Annotated in this window: 13 protein-coding genes; 5 read left to right on the top strand and 8 right to left on the bottom strand. The window is 64.2% G+C overall.

Translation table 11 applies throughout. The annotated features are described in order from the left end of the window. The first annotated feature begins 247 nt into the window (after positions 1-247). Positions 248-1,222: a carbohydrate kinase family protein gene (locus ACZO3G_RS08190; protein WP_276871903.1), complete on the top strand. Its 975-nt coding sequence runs from the start codon at positions 248-250 to the stop codon at positions 1,220-1,222. 53 nt (positions 1,223-1,275) lie between these two features. Here the strand turns inward: ACZO3G_RS08190 and ACZO3G_RS08185 are convergent, their stop codons facing one another. From ACZO3G_RS08185 to ACZO3G_RS08175, 3 genes are all read right to left on the bottom strand, one after another. After that, positions 1,276-3,954 (bottom strand): cation-translocating P-type ATPase, encoded by a 2,679-nt coding sequence (locus tag ACZO3G_RS08185; RefSeq protein WP_276871900.1) that lies wholly within the window; start codon positions 3,952-3,954, stop codon positions 1,276-1,278. A 150-nt stretch (positions 3,955-4,104) separates the two neighbouring features. Next, positions 4,105-7,191, bottom strand: a complete 3,087-nt coding sequence (locus ACZO3G_RS08180) for an efflux RND transporter permease subunit (RefSeq protein WP_277138618.1) — start codon at positions 7,189-7,191, stop codon at positions 4,105-4,107. A gap of 6 nt (positions 7,192-7,197) precedes the next feature. Further along, positions 7,198-8,808, bottom strand: coding sequence for an efflux RND transporter periplasmic adaptor subunit (locus tag ACZO3G_RS08175; protein ID WP_276871895.1), 1,611 nt, complete (start codon positions 8,806-8,808; stop codon positions 7,198-7,200). Between the two features lie 182 nt (positions 8,809-8,990). Here ACZO3G_RS08175 and ACZO3G_RS08170 point away from each other — a divergent pair, with 182 nt between their 5' ends. The 3 genes from ACZO3G_RS08170 to ACZO3G_RS08160 all read left to right on the top strand — a co-directional run bounded on the left by ACZO3G_RS08170 (position 8,991) and on the right by ACZO3G_RS08160 (position 12,040). Further along, positions 8,991-9,665, top strand: a complete 675-nt coding sequence (locus ACZO3G_RS08170) for a response regulator transcription factor (RefSeq protein WP_101549930.1) — start codon at positions 8,991-8,993, stop codon at positions 9,663-9,665. Further along, positions 9,662-11,005, top strand: a complete 1,344-nt coding sequence (locus tag ACZO3G_RS08165; RefSeq protein WP_101549932.1) for a sensor histidine kinase — start codon at positions 9,662-9,664, stop codon at positions 11,003-11,005. The genes ACZO3G_RS08170 and ACZO3G_RS08165 overlap by 4 nt, the downstream gene beginning before the upstream one ends. A gap of 90 nt (positions 11,006-11,095) precedes the next feature. After that, entirely contained in the window at positions 11,096-12,040 is a 945-nt protein-coding gene (locus ACZO3G_RS08160) for a 2-hydroxyacid dehydrogenase (RefSeq protein WP_121587401.1), read from the top strand. A gap of 41 nt (positions 12,041-12,081) precedes the next feature. Here the strand turns inward: ACZO3G_RS08160 and ACZO3G_RS08155 are convergent, their stop codons facing one another. Further along, positions 12,082-12,633 (bottom strand): helix-turn-helix domain-containing protein, encoded by a 552-nt coding sequence (locus ACZO3G_RS08155; RefSeq protein ID WP_101549936.1) that lies wholly within the window; start codon positions 12,631-12,633, stop codon positions 12,082-12,084. A 120-nt stretch (positions 12,634-12,753) separates the two neighbouring features. Between ACZO3G_RS08155 and ACZO3G_RS08150 the strand changes: the two genes are divergently transcribed. Further along, the gene (locus ACZO3G_RS08150) at positions 12,754-13,332 is read left to right on the top strand and encodes a LysE family transporter (protein ID WP_276871892.1); all 579 of its coding nucleotides are present in this window, start codon (positions 12,754-12,756) and stop codon (positions 13,330-13,332) included. Positions 13,333-13,432: 100 nt separating this feature from the next. On the opposite strand, the gene ACZO3G_RS08145 is transcribed toward ACZO3G_RS08150, so the two are convergent. The 4 genes from ACZO3G_RS08145 to fdrA form a co-directional block, all read right to left on the bottom strand. Then, positions 13,433-14,233, bottom strand: a complete 801-nt coding sequence (locus ACZO3G_RS08145) for a cyclase family protein (RefSeq protein ID WP_101549940.1) — start codon at positions 14,231-14,233, stop codon at positions 13,433-13,435. 92 nt (positions 14,234-14,325) lie between these two features. Beyond that, a complete protein-coding gene (locus ACZO3G_RS08140; RefSeq protein ID WP_101549942.1) occupies positions 14,326-15,576 on the bottom strand; it encodes a YlbE family protein in 1,251 nt (416 codons plus the stop codon). Between the two features lie 48 nt (positions 15,577-15,624). Further along, positions 15,625-15,795, bottom strand: coding sequence for a fdrA domain protein (locus ACZO3G_RS08135; protein WP_101549944.1), 171 nt, complete (start codon positions 15,793-15,795; stop codon positions 15,625-15,627). Positions 15,796-15,808: 13 nt separating this feature from the next. After that, positions 15,809-17,362 carry an acyl-CoA synthetase FdrA gene (fdrA, locus tag ACZO3G_RS08130; RefSeq protein WP_276870182.1) on the bottom strand — a complete coding sequence of 518 codons (1,554 nt, stop codon included), beginning with the start codon at positions 17,360-17,362 and terminating at the stop codon, positions 15,809-15,811. Positions 17,363-17,375 lie beyond the last annotated feature (13 nt).

Below are 17,375 nucleotides of genomic sequence, written 5' to 3'. Positions count from 1 at the left end.
CGCTTCCGGGGAGGGCAGGCGGGCGGCGCAGGCCGTCAGCAGAAAAGCCGCGGCCAGGGCGAGGACGCGGACGAGATGACGCTTCATGTGAAAACCTCCTTTGCGGGGATATCCTTTTTTCCATCCTATCATGGATTGCGTCCGGGCTCAACCGCCCGGGCATGGAAAAATTGAAAAAACAGGCAGGAAAATCTCCCCTTCCCGCAGCGGATATGCTATACTGTGGAAAAAGACGGGAGGGCTGAATATGTACGACGTAGTGGCGGTCGGCGAACTGCTGATCGATTTTACCCCGGCTGGAACGAGCGATCGCGGAGCGGCGCTCTTTGCGCGCAACCCGGGCGGGGCGCCCGCGAACGTGCTCGCGGCGGTCACCCGCCTCGGCGGAAAGACCGCTTTTATCGGCAAGGTGGGGGAGGACGGCTTCGGGCGGTTCCTCCGGGATACCCTCGACGGCCTGGGGATCGACGTCTCGGGGCTCGTCATGACGGGGGAGGTTCCGACCACCCTCGCCTTCGTCCAGCTCGACGAGCACGGCGACCGCTCCTTCAGCTTCTACCGCAAGCCGGGCGCGGACATCATGCTCTCGCCCGGAGAGGTGATGCGGGAGCTCACCGGACAGGCGCGGATCATGCATTTCGGCTCGGTGTCGCTCACCGACGAGCCAAGCCGTTCGGCGACCCTCGCGGCGGTGCGCGCCGCGAAGGAGGCCGGCGCGGTCGTCAGCTACGACCCCAATTACCGCCCGCTCCTGTGGGAAAGCCCCGGCGAGGCGAAGCGGTGGATGCGCGAGGGGCTCTCCCTCGCGGACATCGTGAAGGTGTCCGACGAGGAGCTTACGCTGCTCACCGGCGAAACCGACCTCGAACGCGGCTCCCAAAAGCTCCTGGAGGCGGGCGCGTCCCTCGCGCTCGTCTCGCTGGGCGCGAAGGGGGCGTTCTTCCGGCTCGGGGAGCTGTGCGGGCGCCAGCCGACCTTCGACGTCAGGACGGTCGACACCAACGGCGCGGGGGATTCCTTCTTCGGGGCGGTGCTCTACCGCCTCTGCGGAAAGTCCCTCGCGGAGATCCGGAGCCTCACCCGTGAGGAGCTGGAGGACGTCCTCTCCTTCGGCAACGCGGCGGGTTCGATGACGACCACCCGCCCGGGCGCGATCCCCGCGCTGCCCACGATGGAGGAGGTGCTCGCCTGCCGCGCGCACACGCCGCTCCTGCTGAAATAGGGTATGGAAAGCCCCCCCGCCGTCCGCCGGACGGCGGGGGGCTTTTTGCGGCGTTACCGCGCGGAGGCAAGCTCGCTGGCGGTGGCGACCGTGTGCCGGACGGTGCGGTTTTTGACGCCGAGGATGACGCCGGACACGATCGGGACGAAGACGCAGTAGGAGGCGACGGTCACGAGCTGGGAGAGGGTGAGGGGGACGGCGCGGAACATTGGGGCCAGCAAGGGGTTGTAGATCGCGAAATACATGATCACGGCGGAGCTGAGCACCGCGCCCACAAGCTTGAGGTTGTTGAAGGGGTTGATCGCGAAGATGCTCTTCGTCTCGCTCTTGCACTCGAAGACGTGGATGAGCTGCATCATGACGAGCGCGAGCAGCGCGCCGGTACGGGCGGTGTGCAGGTCGCCGCAGGAGCGGATGAGGGAGGTGAACACCCCGAGGGTGCAGATGCCGATCAGCAGCCCGCGGATGACGATCGTAAAGCCGAGCCCGTTCGAGAAGACCGATTCGTCGGCGCGGCGGGGTTTTTCGCGCATGACGTCCTTGTCGGGGGGCTCGAGGCCGAGGGCGATGGCGGGCAGCCCGTCGGTGGCGAGGTTCACGAGCAGGATCTGGATGGGCAGCAGCGGGACCGGCATGCCCATGAGCATGGCGAAGAACATCGTGACGACCTCGCCGATGTTGCAGGAGAAGAGGTAGCGGATGAACTTGCGGATGTTGCGGTAGATGACGCGGCCCTCCTCGACGGCGGACACCAGCGTGGCGAAGTTGTCGTCCATCAGGATGACCGACGACGCCTCCTTGGTGACGTCGGTGCCGGTGACGCCCATCGAAACGCCGATGTCCGCCTCCTTGACGGCGGGCGCGTCGTTGACTCCGTCGCCCGTCATCGCCACGACGTTGCCCTGCTTTTTAAGGGCGCGCACGATCCGCAGCTTGTGCGCGGGGGTGACCCGCGCGAAGACGGAGATGCGCTTGATTTCCCGGGCAAGCGCCTCGTCGCTCATCCCGTCGAGCTCGCTTCCGGTGACGACCCGGTCGCCCGGCTGGTAGATCGAAAGCTCGGCGGCGACCGCCTTGGCGGTCACGGCGTGGTCGCCGGTGATCATGACCGGCCGGATGCCCGCCTCGCGGCATTTGGCGACCGCGCCGTAGGCCTCTTTGCGGGGCGGGTCGAGCATGCCGGCGAGCCCCGCGAAGATCAGCCCCTGCTCGCCGCGGTCGTCGGGGGAGGAGGCCTCCCGGTAGGCGAAGCCGAGCACGCGCAGCGCGCGTCCCGCCATCGCCTCGTTTTGGGCGGCGATCTGCCTGCGCAGCTCGGGGGTGAGCGGGACGATCCCGGATTTGGTGGCGCACCGGGTGCACCGCTTCTGGAGGATGTCGGGCGCGCCCTTGGTGAAGAGGAACCGCCTGCCGTCCTCCCGGCGGACGATGACGGACATCATCTTGCGGGTGGAGTCGAAGGGGATCTCCCCCTCGACCTCGTAGGGACGGGATTCCCGGTAGAGCCCCGCCTTGGCGGCCATGACGAGCAGGGCGGCCTCGGTCGGTTCTCCGAACACCTCGAGCTCGCCGCCCCTGGAGAGCCCCACCAGCCCGCGCAGCCCCTCCCGCTTTGGGGTGACGGAGGCGTTGTTGCAGAGCAGCGCCACGTCGAGCAGCATGGCGGCGGAGGGGAAGTCGCAGGGCTCGACGACGCGCCCGTTGAGGGTAAACTGCCCGGTGCTCTCGTTGCCCGCGCCGCTCACCTCCAGGCGGCAGTCGAGGGTCTGGACCGCCTTGACGGTCATGCGGTTCTCGGTGAGGGTCCCGGTCTTATCCGAGCAGATGACGTTGGCGCAGCCGAGCGTCTCGACGGCGTGCAGCCGCCGGATGAGGGCGCCCCGCTTGACCATTCGCCCGACCGAGAGGGCAAGCGCGATCGTGACGACGGCGGGCAGGCCCTCGGGGATGGCGGCGACGGCCAGCGAGATGCCGGTGAGCAGCATATTGAAGGGGTCCTCGCCGCGCAGGATGCCGGTGACGGCGACGACGCCGCAGATGACGAGGCAGGCCACGCCGATGACCTTGCCCATCTGGGCGAGGCGCTTCTGGAGGGGGGTGGGCTGCGCCTCGATGCCGCCGAGCATGTCCGCGATCTTACCCATTTCGGTGTCCGCGCCGGTGGCGGAGGCGCGGCAGATCGCCTTGCCCTGGGTGACGAGGGTGCCCATGTAGACGAGGTTCTTTTTGGCGGCGGCGGCGGGGTCGGCGGCGGGGGACTTTTCCACGCCGGCGGATTCGCCGCTGAGCATCGATTCGTCGCAGAGGATGCCGCCGCCCCCGAGGATGCAGCCGTCGGCGGGGACGCGGTCGCCCGCCTTGAGGCAGAAGATGTCCTGCGGGACCACCTCGCTGGCGGGGATGCTCCGGGCCTGCCCGTCGCGCACGACGACCGCCCAGGGTGCGGAGAGCTCGCCGAGCTTTTCGAGGGTGCGCTCGGTGCGGTACTCCTGGAAGAAGCCGAGCAGGGCGTTGATAAAGACGATCGCGACGATGGTGAGCGCCTCGGTGTATTCCCCCATCAGCGCCGAGACGACCGTCGCCGCGAGCAGGATCATGATCATGGCGTCGCGGAACTGCCCCGCGAAGATTTTGAGCATACCGGCTTTCTTGCCCGCGCGGATGCGGTTTTCCCCGTGCTCGGCGAGCAGTTTTTCGGCCTGTCGGCCGGTCAGTCCCTGATAGTCCTCCATAGGATGTTTCAGTCCTTTCCCGTCAATACTCTTGTCCCTAATATCTATTCCGGACACGTATGGGATATGCCTTCGCGGGGAAGGGCGGAGGGACGCGAAACGCCCGCCCCGCGCAGGCGGGGCGGGCGTTTTTATACGCAGAAATGCGGGTCAGAACTGCGAAAGCTCCTCTGGGGAGAGATCGCTCGCGGGCGGCTTCAGCGCCGCCTCGGGGTCGGTGTCGTTGTTCTTGCGGGGTTTGCCCCGGAAGAGCAGGTAGAAGGTCGGCAGAAGCAGCAGCGTCAGCACGGTGGAGGCGGTCAGGCCGCCGATGATGACGATTGCCATGCCCTGCATCGCCTCGGCGCTCTCGCCGATCGCAAGGGCCATCGGGAGCATCGAGAGGACGGTGGTCAGCGTGGTCATCAGGATGGGGCGCAGGCGGCTGCGGCCCGCGTAGATGAGCGCGGTCTCGGCGTCCATGCTGCCCCGGTAGCTGTTGGCGGTATCGATGAAGAGGATACCGTTGTTGACGACGGTGCCGACGAGCATCAGGAAGCCCATCAGCGAGGGCATGCTCATCGTCACGCCCGACAGCAGCATCAGCCCGAAGGAGCCGATGAGGGAGAAGGGGACGCAGATCATGACGATGATCGAGAAGCGCGCGGATTCAAACTGCATCGCCATGACCATGAAGACGAGCAGGATCGCGGTGAGGATGGCCCCGCCGAGGGCGGAGAACTCCTCGTTCATGCTCTCCATCATGTCGCTCGTGGCGATCGAAACGCCGGTGGGCAGGATGCCCTCGACCGACTTGGTGACCTCCTGCGTGATCTTCGCGGCGTTCCTCTCGGCGGCGGTGGTGAGCTGGCCGGAGACGGTCACGATGTACTGGTTGTTCTGACGGTCGATCTGGAGGGGCGCGTTGGAGTACTCGATCGTCGCGATGTCCAGGAGCGGGACCTGCCGCCCGCCGGGGGCGGTGAGCATCAGCCCGGACAGGTCCGCGACCGTCTGGTAGCGGTCCTTGGGGTACTCGATGCGGATGTCGTACTCCTGCCCGTTGACGCGCAGCGTGTCGGGGGAGTTGCCCTCCATGATGTTGTAGACGGTGCCGATGACCTGCTTCGGGGTGAGCCCGACGGCGGTCGCCTTGATCGGGTCGACCTTGATCTCCGCCTGCGGGTCGCCGGAGGAGACGGTCGAGGTGACGCGCACGACTTCGCCGCGCCCGCGCAGCTGCTCTTCGATCTGCCTGGAGACGCCGCGCAGGGTGTCGAGGTCGTTGCCCTGGATATTCACGTCGACGCTCGAGCCGCCGCCCATCATCGACATCATGCTCGAGGCGCTCACGTCGACGTCGTAGCCGACCGTGTTGGCGGTCTGGGCGCGCCAGATGTCGACCCATTCCTTGGTGCTCTTCTCACGGTCTCCCCGGAGATAGACGGAGATCGAACCGCCCCCGCCCGACGAGAGCATCGAGCTGCCGCCGCTCGACAGGGAATACCGTTCCACGTCGGGGCATTCGGCGACCATTGTTTCGAGGCCGGTGAGGATCCTGTCGACCTCCGCGAGCTTGAGCCCCGGCTTGGTGTCGACCGAGATCGAGATGGAGCCCTGGTCGATGTCGGGCATCAGCTGCATCGGGATGAAGAAGACCATCCCGACCGAAACGACGAGCAGCACGACGGAGACGATGACGACCAGCGCCTTGTGGCGGAAGGTCTTTTTGAGGAAGCCGCCGTAGGAGACCTCCACCTTTTTGAGCCAGAGGCCGAACCTGCCCTCCCGCTCGACCGGCTTGAGGCGGCAGAACATGAGCGGGACGATGGTCAGCGCGGAGATGAGCGACGCGGTCAGCGAGAAGATGATCGTGAAGCCCAGCTGGCGGAACATCTGCCCGGACAGGCCCTTCAGGATGCTGATGGGCAGGAAGACGACGATGGTGGTGATCGTCGAGGCGATGATCGAGCTGGTGACGAACTTCGCGCCCTCGAGCGCGGCCTCCCGGTGGGTGAGCTGGCGCTCCTGCCGCTGGAAGCAGCTTTCGAGCACGACGATCGAGTTGTCGACCATCATGCCGACGCCGATGATGAGCCCTCCGAGGGAGACGACGTTGAAGGAGAAGCCCATCATGTTCATAAGGATGAGGGTGGTGAGCACCGAGACGGGGATCGAGCTTCCGACGATGAGGGAGGCGCGCCAGTCCCGGAAGAAGAGGAAGAGCACGATCATGCAGAGGATGACCGCGCCGATCAGCGTCTGGATGACCGTCTTGATCGAAGCGAGGATCTGCTCGCTCGAGTCGTTGATGACCGACATCTCGACGCCGATGTTGCTGTCGTTGATCTTGTTCATCGTGTCGATGACCGCGCGGGAGACGTCGACGGTGCCGGCGCTCTGCCGCTTGGTGATCGAGATCATGACCGTCTCATGGCCGTTATAGCGGCTGATGGAGCCGGCCTCCTCGGTGCCCTGGTAGACGTTCGCCACGTCGGACAGGTGGATGACCTGGCCGGTGGGGAGGGTGATGGGGATGTTTTTGAGCGATTCGACGGTGTTGTAGCTGACGCCGCCGCGCAGGGAGAGCTCCTGGTCGCCGCGGTCGACGCTGCCGGCCGGGATGGAGAAGTCGGCGGCGCCCACGAACCCGATGATCGTGTTCATGTCGAGCTTATACTGCTTGAGGCGCTCCTCGTTGAGGGTGACGCTGATGTAGTCCTTCTGTCCGCCCATCACGTCGGCGGTGGCCACGCCCGAGAGCTTTTCAAACTCGGGCTTGACGTCGTCGTCGATGAGACGGAGCAGGTCGACGTCGCCCGTGGCGTTGGCGGAGAGGACGATGCTCGGCATCATGTCCATGCTGACCTCGATGATGGTCGGGGTCTGGGCGTCGTCCGGCAGGGTGCTCTTATACATGTCGAGCTTCTCCTGCAGATCCATGTGCGCCACGTCCATGTTGGCGCCGTAGTCCATCTCGAGCATGACGAGCGACATGTTCTCCTTGGACTGCGAGGTGACGTTCTTGACGCCGCTGAGGCTCGCGGCCGAGTCCTCGATGACCGAGGTGACGAGGTCGTTGACCTCCTCAGGCCCCGCGCCCGGATAGATGGTGAGGATGATCATGGCGGGCATCTCCATGTCGGGCATGAGCTCGAGCGGAGCCCCGAGCATGGCCGAAAAGCCGAAGACCACCAGCGCCAGCACGACGATGAACATCGACACAGGGCGCCTGATCGCAAGTTTTGTTAAATTCATAGGGCGTCAGTCCTCCTGTGCGCCGCCGGAAGCGGCGTCGGAAGCGTCGTCGTCCGGCTCGGCCTGCTGGCCTTCGGAAGCGGCTTTTGCGGAGGACGCCTCCTCCGCGGCGTCCTCTCCGGAGGAGGCCTCTTCGGAGGCGCTGCCGGAAGAGGCGGCCTCGGCCTCGGCCGCCGGGACGACGGCGGCGCCATCGGTGAGGTTGGGGTGCCAGGTGGAGATGATCCGGGAGGCGGCGGTCAGGCCGGACGTGACCTCAACCGACTCCTCGTTGGAGATGCCCGTCTCGATAAAGGTTTTGACCGCGCGGCCGTTCTCGAGCAGGTAGACATACGCCGCGCCGTCCTCATAGTAGACGACGCTCTGCGGGATGAGCAGGCTGCCGCGCGCCTTGGCGGTGTCGGCGGTGACCTTGACCGAAAGCCCGGTCAGAAGGGCGCCGTCGTCCTCGTCGGCGGAGGCTTTCACCTTGAAGAGCCCGGTGGCGGGGTCGACCATCGTGCCGACCTCGGCGATGGTGCCCTCATAGGTCCTGCGGCCGTTTTCGATCGTGACCTTGTCGCCGGCCGCCATCTGGTCGACCGCGTCGGCGGGGACGTAGAAGGTGACCATGAGGGTTGATTTGTTGGAGACGGTGTAGGCGGGGCTCGACTGGGAGACCAGCCCCTGCTCGGAGACGTTTTTCTGCTCGATCACGCCGTCGATCGGGGAGGTGACGCGGGTGTATTCGAGCTGCTTGGCCTGCGCCTCAAAGGCGGCGGTCGCCTGCCCGAGGGAGGCCTTGGCGACCTTGATCGCGTCGTTATGTACCGCGTCCTTGGTCAGCTCGTAGATCTGCTCGGCCGACTCGTAGGCGGTCTGCGCGTTGCGCACGGCGGTGCGGAGCTGCTTGTGCTGCGCGTCGTCGCCGTCGTCGAGGTCGTTGTAGTTGGCGCGCATCATCAGGTACTGGGCTTCCGCCTGGTCGTAGGAGGCCTCGAGCCCCTGCTTCTGCGCCAGCAGACGTGCGACTTCATCCGGGTCCCCGGCCTCCTGCGCCTGCTTGATCGCCGCGTCTTTTTCGGCGATCTGCTGCTTCAGGCTCTGCATCGACTGCTGGAAGGCGGCCATGCCGTTCGAGATGTCGTCCATCGAGTCCTCGGTGCCGTCGTTGTAGTCCCGCAGGCTCTGGCGGGCGTTCGAATAGGCGTTCTGCGCCTGCTTGAGCTGGCTTTCGAGCTGGATCATCTGCATGTCGAAGGAGCTGCCGAGCGCCTGGTCCATCTGGGCCTGCGCGCTCATGAGCTGCGCCTGCGCGATGTTCACCGACAGCTGGATGTCGGAGGGGTCGACTTCAAAGAGGAGCTCGCCCTTTTTGACCTCGTCCCCGACGTTTTTATGGACGGCCAGCACGGTGCCGGCGACCTTCGGGAAGACGCTGACGAGCTCATCCGGTTCCACGGTGCCGATGAACTCGGTGCTGAGGGAGAGGTCCCCCGTTTCGGCGGTCACGGTTTCCACATAGATGCTTTTTTCCTGGGCGGCCGTCTCCGCGGCCTTGGGGGCACAGCCGGCGGTTCCGGCCATCAGACAGACCGCCGTCAGGCAGGCTGCGAAGCGCGTGCGGTTTTGGTTCATGCGGATATCCCTCCAAATAATATAACAAAAATACAACAGGCTTAATCATAGTCCTTCTGTATGAACTTTTTTTGAACTCCCGAACCCGTAGAGCGGACTTTGGCGGAAATTTAACCTTTTGTTCATAAAAATCCGATATACTCAACATGGACTTGTGAAACTTTCTTAGGGGCGTGATGCGGATGTTCCATATCCTGGTGGCGGAGGACGATTACAGTCTGCGGGAATTGATGAGCGACTACCTGGCGGAAAACGGATACCAGGTCTATCAGGCGAAAAACGGCGCGGAGGCGCTCGCGGTCATGGAGGACGCGCACATCGACCTGCTGATCTGCGACATCATGATGGCGGAGCTGGACGGCTACCGGCTGACGCAGGAGCTGCGGCAGGCGGGGTACACGCTGCCGGTCATCATGGTGACCGCCCGGGAGACGCTGGAGGACAAGCACCAAGGCTTTCTGGCGGGCACCGACGACTATATGGTCAAGCCGGTCGATTTCGAGGAGCTGCTCTGGCGGGTGTCGGCGCTGCTGCGGCGGGCGCAGATGGCCAGCGGCCACAAGCTGCGCATCGGCGACATCGAGCTCGACTACGACGCGCTCTCGGTGACCGACGAGCACGGCACCGCGGTGCTGCCCAAAAAGGAGTTTCAGCTCCTGTTCAAGCTCCTGAACGCCCCCGGCAAGACCTTTACCCGCCAGCAGCTGATGGACGACATCTGGGGGCTTGACTCCGACGCGGACGAGCGCACGGTGGACGTGCACATCAAGCGCCTGCGGGAAAAATTCGGCGGCCTGCGGCAGTTCAAGCTCGTGACGGTGCGCGGGCTGGGCTACCGCGCGGAGAAGCTGGTATGAACGCGGGTAAAAGGGACGGCCGCGAGACGGCCGACATCCTGCGGATCCACTCGGTGCGCTTCAAATACCTGGTGACCCTCTTCGTGGTCATCTTCCTGGCGTGCGGAATCACCTATCTGGTCACCTTCATCAATATCTGGGGCAGGATGCAGCAGTCGGCCGAACTGCAGATCCAGTCGGTCGTGGACATCTTCGCGGGGTTCATGGACCGCTCCGGCCTGACGACGCGGGACATCGTCGACGAGCTGAGAAAGCGCCTCGACGTCGTGGAGGTCTACGAGCGCGCGGATGAGCTGCCCGGACCCTTTTCCGGCGCCGCGCTCGAGCCGGGAAAGCTCGAGATGCGCACGGTGGAGGGCCGTTTTGAAGGGGCGGTGCGGATGCCGGACGGCTACCTGTACCTTTCGGTCACGCCCCCGCCGGGCCAGTTCACGGGGATTCGGAAGCTGGTGCTACAGACCCTCTTCCTCTGCGCGGCGATCGCGAGCCTCGGCGCGGTGGTCGCCATCCACCGCGCCATCCGCCCGCTGCAAAAGCTCAACCAGGCCATCCGGCAGGTGGCGCGCGGCAACTTCGACGTGCACGTCGACTTTGAGAGCCGCGACGAAATGGGGGTCGTGGTGCGCAACTTCAACTGGATGGTCGGGGAGCTGCGCAACATCGAATATCTCCGCAAGGACTTTGTGAGCAGCGTCTCCCACGAGTTCAAGACCCCGATCGCCGCGATCCAGGGGAGCGTCAAGCTGCTGACCTCGGCCCCCTATGGGAAGCTCAGCGAGGAGAAATTCCAGAAATACACCCGCCTGATCTCCGACGAGACCGACCGCATGGCGAGCCTCTCCTCCAATCTGCTGCGCCTGTCCAGGCTGGAAAACCAGTCGACCGCGGAAAACCCCACCGTCTTTTCCCTCGACGAACAGATCAGGCGCTGCATCCTGCTGCTGGAAAACCAGTGGCACGCCAGGCACATCGACCTCGACATCCAGCTTGACCGGGCGGACTACCGGGGGGACGAGGAGCTCGTGCAGCAGCTCTGGCTGAACCTGCTCTCCAACGCGATCAAGTTTACCGGCGAGGGGGGCAATATCTCGGTCAAGCTGCGCCGGGTCGTCGGCGGGCTGCGGGTGGAGATCGCCGACGACGGGATCGGCATGTCTCCCGAGACGCAGCAGCGCATCTTTGAGAAGTTTTACCAGGGGGACGGCTCCCACTCCCGCGAGGGCAACGGCCTCGGGCTTTCGATCGTCAAACGGATCCTCGACCTGCACGGCGGCGCGATCAAATACGAGAGCGCGCCGGGCGCGGGGACGACCTGCACGGTGACGCTGCCCGACCGGTAAAATTTTCTTCCTGGGGATGCAATGCACGCCGGGACATGCTATGATATCCATGAGAATACCGGCCCCCGGGCCGCTGCAAGGAGGATTCCCATGAAACTGGTGATTCTGGAGCCGCTGGGCGTGGAAAAGGAAAAACTGCTGGCGATGGCGGAGAAGGCCGCCGCCGGGCGGATCGAAATCGTTTCTTACGACACCCGCGCCGAGGACGTGCCCACGCTCATCGAGCGCAGCCGGGACGCGGACGCGGTCGTGCTCTCCAACCTGCCCTATCCGCGTGAGGTGATCGAGCGGTGCCCCGCCCTCAAGCTGATCCTGGTGGCGTTTACCGGCGTCGACCATGTCGCGATGGACGCCTGCCGGGAACGCGGCGTCACTGTCTGCAACTGCGCGGGCTATTCCACCGTCGCGGTGGCCGACCTCGTGTTCGGGCTGCTGATCGCCCTCTGCCGCAGCATCCTTCCCTGCGATCGGGCGGTGCGGGAGGGCGGCACCAAGGCGGGGCTTATCGGGACCGAGCTGGAGGGCAAGAAGTTCGGGATCGTCGGCGCCGGGGCGATCGGCCTGCGCGTCGCGCGCATCGCCGAGGCGTTCGGATGCGAGGTGGTCGCCTACAGCCGTACCCAAAAGCCGGAGACAGGGCTGCGCTATGTCGGCCTCGACGAGCTGCTCTCCGGCTGCGATGTCGTGTCGCTGCATGTGCCGCTCAACGACGGGACGCGCGGGCTCATCGGCGCGCGGGAGCTGGGCCTCATGAAGAAAACCGCCTTCCTCATCAACACGGCGCGCGGCCCGGTGGTGGACAGCGCGGCGCTCGCGAAGGCGCTGTCCGATGGGGTGATCGCGGGCGCGGGGATCGACGTCTTCGAGACCGAGCCGCCCATCCCGCGGGACCATCCGCTCTTTTCCGCCCCCAACCTGGTCGCGACGCCGCACGTCGCGTTCGCCACGAAGGAGGCGCTTGAAAAGCGCGCGGTGATCGTCTTCGAGAACCTCGCGGCGTGGCTGGACGGCGCGCCGGAAAACGTCGTCCGGTAAGAACTGCAAAAGGCGGGACCCATTTATGGGTCCCGCCTTTGTTATCTTCCGTAAAAGATGACCATGCTCAACTCCACGGTTTCGGTTCCGGCGTTGCGGTAGCCGTGGGGACGGTCCGCGGCGAAGCGGATGGAGTCCCCGGGGCCGAGCGGGTAGTCCGTGCCGTCGACCGAAACGGCCGCATCCCCGGAAAAGACGGTGATGCTCTCCTCGGTGCCGGGCAGGTGGGGAGCCGCCTCAAGATGTCCGCCCGGTTCGATTTCGATGCGATAGAGCTCGAAGGGATGCGTTTCGTCGAAGGGGAAAACGGGGTAGTTGCGGTAGTTGCCCGCGTCCTCCAGAAGCGGGGAGGCCTCCGCCGCGCGCACGACGGAGGTGCCCCCCTCCGCGCGCTCGAGCAGGGCGGAGAAGGAAATTTTCAGGCCGTTCGCGATCTTCCACAGGACCGAGATGGTGGGGTTGACATCCCCGCGCTCGATCTGCCCGAGCATGCTTTTTGAGACGCCGGTGAGCTGCGCGGCGGCGTCCAGACTCAGCTTCCGGTCGTCCCGGAGCCGCCTGAGGTTGCAGGCGACGGTTTCTTTTACATCCATGGCGTCCTCCCAGTCCGAACTTGACAATATAATGCACATGATATACAATATAGTGCATATCATATCCTGCACAAAAAGATGACTATATTATACATCTGTTTGCCGAGGAGGTCAACCGCCATGCTCCATCCTGCGTCGTTTCTGGCCTATATCTTCGTCACCGCCTTTACGCCCGGCCCCAACACGATCCTGTCGATGTCCAACGCGGGACGGCTCGGCTTTCGCCGCAGCTTCCCCTTCAATCTCGGAATCTGGGCGGGGTTTTCGGTGCTGATGCTGCTCTGTGGGGTGTTCTGCGGCGCGCTCTACACCTTTCTCCCGCGGATCAGGCCGTTCATGCTGGCGCTCGGCGCGGCCTACATGCTCTGGCTCGCGTGGCGGACGCTGTGCAGCTCCTCCCGCCTCGAGGAAAGGAAGGGGGGCGCGGGCTTCCTGGACGGTATGCTGCTGCAGTTCGTGAACGTGAAGGTGATCATCTACGGCGTCACCTCCCTGTCCGCCTATGTCCTCCCTTATTTCCGCCAGCCGCTTGTTGTGGCCGGCTTTGCACTCCTGCTGGCCTTTGTCGGCTTCCTTGGGACGGTTTGCTGGGCGCTCTTTGGCAGCCTCTTCCACCGCCTCTTCTCCGAACATGCCCGCGTGGTCAACCTCGTGATGGCGCTCCTGCTCGTCTGCTGCGCGGTGTCCCTCTTTCTCTGAGCATCCGCGGGGGAAACGAAAAATAGCTGCGGCCGCCCCGCGTAAGCGGGGCGGCCGCAGCCGTGAGGAAGACACGAACCGTAATTTACGGAGAGATCAATCAGACATCGTCGAAGCCGGTGAAGGCAACGATACGGCTGATGCAGCTCTCGCCCTCGGTGAACTTCCAGGGGAAGCAGCCGATGACGCAGCGCTTGTTGCTCAGCTCGTCGATCTGGCCGCCCAGGCACTCGGCGTGGATCGCCTCGTAGGGCTGGCAGAAGAGCTGGATGTGCATGGCCTGGTAGTTCTTCGGCCACTCGTAGATCTCGTTGAGGTGTTTGCCATAGCGCTCCATGAAGATCTTGTCGCAGGCCTCGGCCTCCATAGGCTCCCAGTCACGGATCTTGGTGTTCATCGGATGGTCGGCGGAACCGCAGTCGACGCCGATCCACTTGATTTCCATGTCGCGGACCCACTGGATGAAGTCCATCGACGGGCCGGGGTGACGCAGCATGTAGCGCTTCTCATCCGCGGTCGGCTGATCGAAGCCGTATTTGTGGTAGCCGGTGTTGATGATCAGGATATCGCCCTTGTGGACGTCGGCGCGGTCGGTGATGTCCTTCGGGGTGTAGATGCCGAAATCCTGCGCCATATCGGACAGGTCGACCACGACGCCGGGGGCGCACAGCTTGGTCAGCTCGAGGGACGCGATGTCGCGGCCGGCGGTATCAAAATGCAGGGGGCCGTCGAGATGGGTGCCGACATGGTTGGAATGGGTCACCAGCTGGCCGTTCGCACCGTTCGGCGCCAGGCGTTTGAAGAATTTCATCTGCATGGGCTCATAGGTCGGCCACGGCGGGGTGAGGATACCAATCGGGATGCTCAGGTCATAGATTTTCACGTCGCTCCACTTGCTCATAAAATTGCCTCCTTAAGATTGAATTGTATGTAGGTATACAAACGACTGTTTTCAGGTCCCCATGGGGACAGGATACGGGAGAGGGGAAGGAATTATTCCATCCACTCGCCGCACGCCTCAAGCGCATCCTCGAAGCACTTCATCGGCGGGCTGACGATACCGGCGCCGACCTGGCCGACGCCCATGTCCTTGTGGGCGATACCGGTGTTGATGATCGGGCGGATGCCGGTCTCGATGACCTTGCGGATGTCGATGCCGGTGGCGCTGCCGCGGAAGTTGAGGGCCGGGATCTGGTAGGTGTTGCCCTCGCCCTCGGTGATCTCATACATCTGGGTGGAGTACTTGATGGAATCGGCCACGGTGCCGCCGACGAACTGGACGATCGCGGGGGCCGCCGCCATGCAGAAGCCGCCGATGCCAGTGGTCTCGGTGATGCAGCTGTCGCCGACGTCCGGGTTGGCGTCCGCCTGGGTGTAGCCGGGGAAGTAGAGGCCGTCGATGATCTCCGCGGGAGCGGTGAACCAGCGGTTGCCGAAGCCGGAGACGCGGATGCCGAATTCCGTTCCGTTGCGGGCCATCGTGTAGACGATGGTGCAGTAGGGGATGTTGCCCACGGGATCCATGGTGGATTTGCAGGCGGGCATCGTGAGGTTCAGGAAGGTGTGGTCGTTGGAGTTGAGGAACTCGAGGACCTTGACGATCTTCTCCAGCGGGAAGTGGGTCTGCGCGATCGCGGGAGCGAGCTCACGGATCAGCAGGGAGGTGCCGGCCTTGTTGCGGTTGTGGCCCTCGTCGCCCATCTGCAGGACCTGCGCGATCATCGTCTTGAGGTTGATCTCGCCGTGGATGGCGATGGCTTCCTTGACGATCGGGTAGAACTCGTTCTGGATCCATTTCAGGCGGTCGATGACCTCGTCGCCGAAGGCGCCGAAGCGGAGAACCTTGCCGAGGCCCTCGTTCACGGTGCAGTACGCGTAGTTGCCGGAGGTCTTGTTGACGACCTTCCAGACAGGCATCGAATAGGTCACGATACCGGCCATCGGGCCGACCGCGTTGTGGTGGTGGCAGGAGTCAAAGGTGATCTCGCCCGAGGCGGCCAGCTTTTCGGCCTCCTCCTTGTTGGCGGCGAGGCCCTCGTAGATGAGGCCGCCGATGACGGCGCCGCGGACCGGGCCGCACATTTTATCCCAGGTGACCGGCGGGCCGGCGTGAAGGATGGTCTTCTTGGTCATACCGGGGATGTCCTCTCCGGCAGTGCCCATCCCGACGAGCGTCGGCTGCGCGCCGAGGATGCGTTTTAACGCCTCCGCGTTGGCTTGGTTGATCTTTTCGCCCAACGTCATTGTAAATTCCTCCTGTTATCTGAATTTTGTGAATGGAACCGCGAAGATTTATTTGAGCATCCCGAGCAGGGACGCCATCTTCTTGTTTCCGCCGGCGACCGGTTTCCAGTCGACGTGGATCGCTTCCTGCTTCTGGGTCTTGAGGTCCTCGTAGAAGGACTCGATGCCAAGGTTGACGATGTGCAGCTTTTTATTGAAGAGTTCGTTGAGTTTGCTCATGTTCCTGACCCCCTTACTTGATGTTCGAGATGATCCGCTCAACAAGGCGGGTCGCCTGCGAGTTGGTGGGCATCACGACCGCGCCCGCGTCGCGCAGCTGCTGCTGCGTCTTGGAGAGGGACTGCGGGTCCTCCTCGGTGCCGCAGACGGAGGTGATGACGCTCAGGTAGCGGCCGTCCTTCTCGGCGTTCGCCTTGGCGGTGCGGATGGCGTCGGCAAGGTCCTCGGCCGGGTTGGGATGGGAGCCGTAGCCGATGACGCAGTCCGCGAGGATGACGGCGACCGTCGGGTCGAGCGACTCCTTGACCACGCGCTCGGCGCGCAGGGACGGGTCGATCATCGGATGCGGGCGGCCGCGGGTGAAGTCGTCGTCGCCGTAGTCGAGGCAGGTGTTCTCGACGCCCACGTTGACGTCCTCGAGCTTGAATTCGGGCTTCAGCGGGATGTTGGAATAGACGCCGCCGAACGCCTTGGTGAGCATCTTCATCGCCTCGTCGCAGAGGGTGCCGCCGGTGTAGAGGCCGCGGACGTACTTCTGCGTGGGAGCGAACTTGGCGGTCTCCGCCTTGACGATCGCGTCGATCTCGGCGTCGGGGGCCGAGAAGCCGGTGAAGTCGACGACCGGCTCGCCCTTGGAGAGGGCGACCGCCTTGCGGGCCGCGTCTTCGAGGGAGAGGGCGGGGATGAGGCCGTATTTTTTGACCTGCTCGGGATCGCCGCCGACGAAGCAGACGACGACCGGCTTGCCGGAAGCGGCGGCCTGCTTGAGAATCTTATCCGCGATCTCCTCGGCCGGAGGCTTGGAGGTCAGCGCGATGACCTTGGTCTTGGGGTCCTGGATGAGGGCGTCGAGCGCGAAGGTCATCATGAGACCGCCGATCTCGATCTTGAGGTCGCGGCCGCCGGTGCCGATGACCTGCGAGACGCCGCCGCCGAACTGGCCGATCAGCGAGGAGAGCTCCTGGGTGCCGGTGCCGGAGGCGCCGACGATGCCGATGTCGCCCGGGCGGATGACGTTCGCGAAGGCGAGCGGGACGTTGTTGATGATCGCGGTGCCGCAGTCGGGGCCCATCATGAGCAGCTCCTTGGAGACGGCTTTCTCCTTAAGGCGCTTCTCCTCCTCGATCGTGACGTTGTCGCTGAAGAGCATGACGTTGATGTCGTGGTCGAGGCACTCGTCCGCGACGCCGGCGGCATACTTGCCGGGGACGGAGATGATTGCCAGGTTGAGCTGGTCATCCATCTTGATGGCGGAGGAGAGGGTCGGCGGATAGTAGTTGGCGCTGCTGTTCTCCTTCTTCTTGGTCAGCAGTTCGTCGACCTTCGCAAGGGCGGCAGACATGACGTCGTCGTTTTCGCACCTGATGGCGACGAAGAAGTCGTTGGCGGTGATCGTCTCGAACTCGGGCGTCACAAGGCCGAGGTTGTGGGCGATGTCCCGGTTGAGGTCGGTGCCCATGCCGACGAGGGCCTCCTCGACGCCGTCGAGTTTCTTGAGGTCCTTGGAGATGAGCATGAGGGTTACCGAGTCGTAATAGGTATTCTGCTTGATATCCAGCTTAACCAATGCCGATTCCTCC

This window comes from Anaerotruncus sp., assembly GCF_057433415.1.
Note: the sequence above shows the minus strand (reverse complement) of the source record. Positions and strands in the feature narration are given on the sequence as shown.

Bases quoted from the DNA above. Each gene is read 5' to 3' on its own strand.
- ACZO3G_RS08185 (WP_276871900.1), bottom strand. From the start codon at position 3,954: ATGGAGGACTATCAGGGACTGACCGGCCGACAGGCCGAAAAACTGCTC.
- ACZO3G_RS08190 (WP_276871903.1), top strand. From the start codon at position 248: ATGTACGACGTAGTGGCGGTCGGCGAACTGCTGATCGATTTTACCCCG.
- ACZO3G_RS08180 (WP_277138618.1), bottom strand. From the start codon at position 7,191: ATGAATTTAACAAAACTTGCGATCAGGCGCCCTGTGTCGATGTTCATC.
- ACZO3G_RS08165 (WP_101549932.1), top strand. From the start codon at position 9,662: ATGAACGCGGGTAAAAGGGACGGCCGCGAGACGGCCGACATCCTGCGG.
- ACZO3G_RS08160 (WP_121587401.1), top strand. From the start codon at position 11,096: ATGAAACTGGTGATTCTGGAGCCGCTGGGCGTGGAAAAGGAAAAACTG.
- ACZO3G_RS08150 (WP_276871892.1), top strand. From the start codon at position 12,754: ATGCTCCATCCTGCGTCGTTTCTGGCCTATATCTTCGTCACCGCCTTT.
- ACZO3G_RS08140 (WP_101549942.1), bottom strand. From the start codon at position 15,576: ATGACGTTGGGCGAAAAGATCAACCAAGCCAACGCGGAGGCGTTAAAA.
- ACZO3G_RS08155 (WP_101549936.1), bottom strand. From the start codon at position 12,633: ATGGATGTAAAAGAAACCGTCGCCTGCAACCTCAGGCGGCTCCGGGAC.
- ACZO3G_RS08170 (WP_101549930.1), top strand. From the start codon at position 8,991: ATGTTCCATATCCTGGTGGCGGAGGACGATTACAGTCTGCGGGAATTG.
- ACZO3G_RS08145 (WP_101549940.1), bottom strand. From the start codon at position 14,233: ATGAGCAAGTGGAGCGACGTGAAAATCTATGACCTGAGCATCCCGATT.
- ACZO3G_RS08175 (WP_276871895.1), bottom strand. From the start codon at position 8,808: ATGAACCAAAACCGCACGCGCTTCGCAGCCTGCCTGACGGCGGTCTGT.
- ACZO3G_RS08135 (WP_101549944.1), bottom strand. From the start codon at position 15,795: ATGAGCAAACTCAACGAACTCTTCAATAAAAAGCTGCACATCGTCAAC.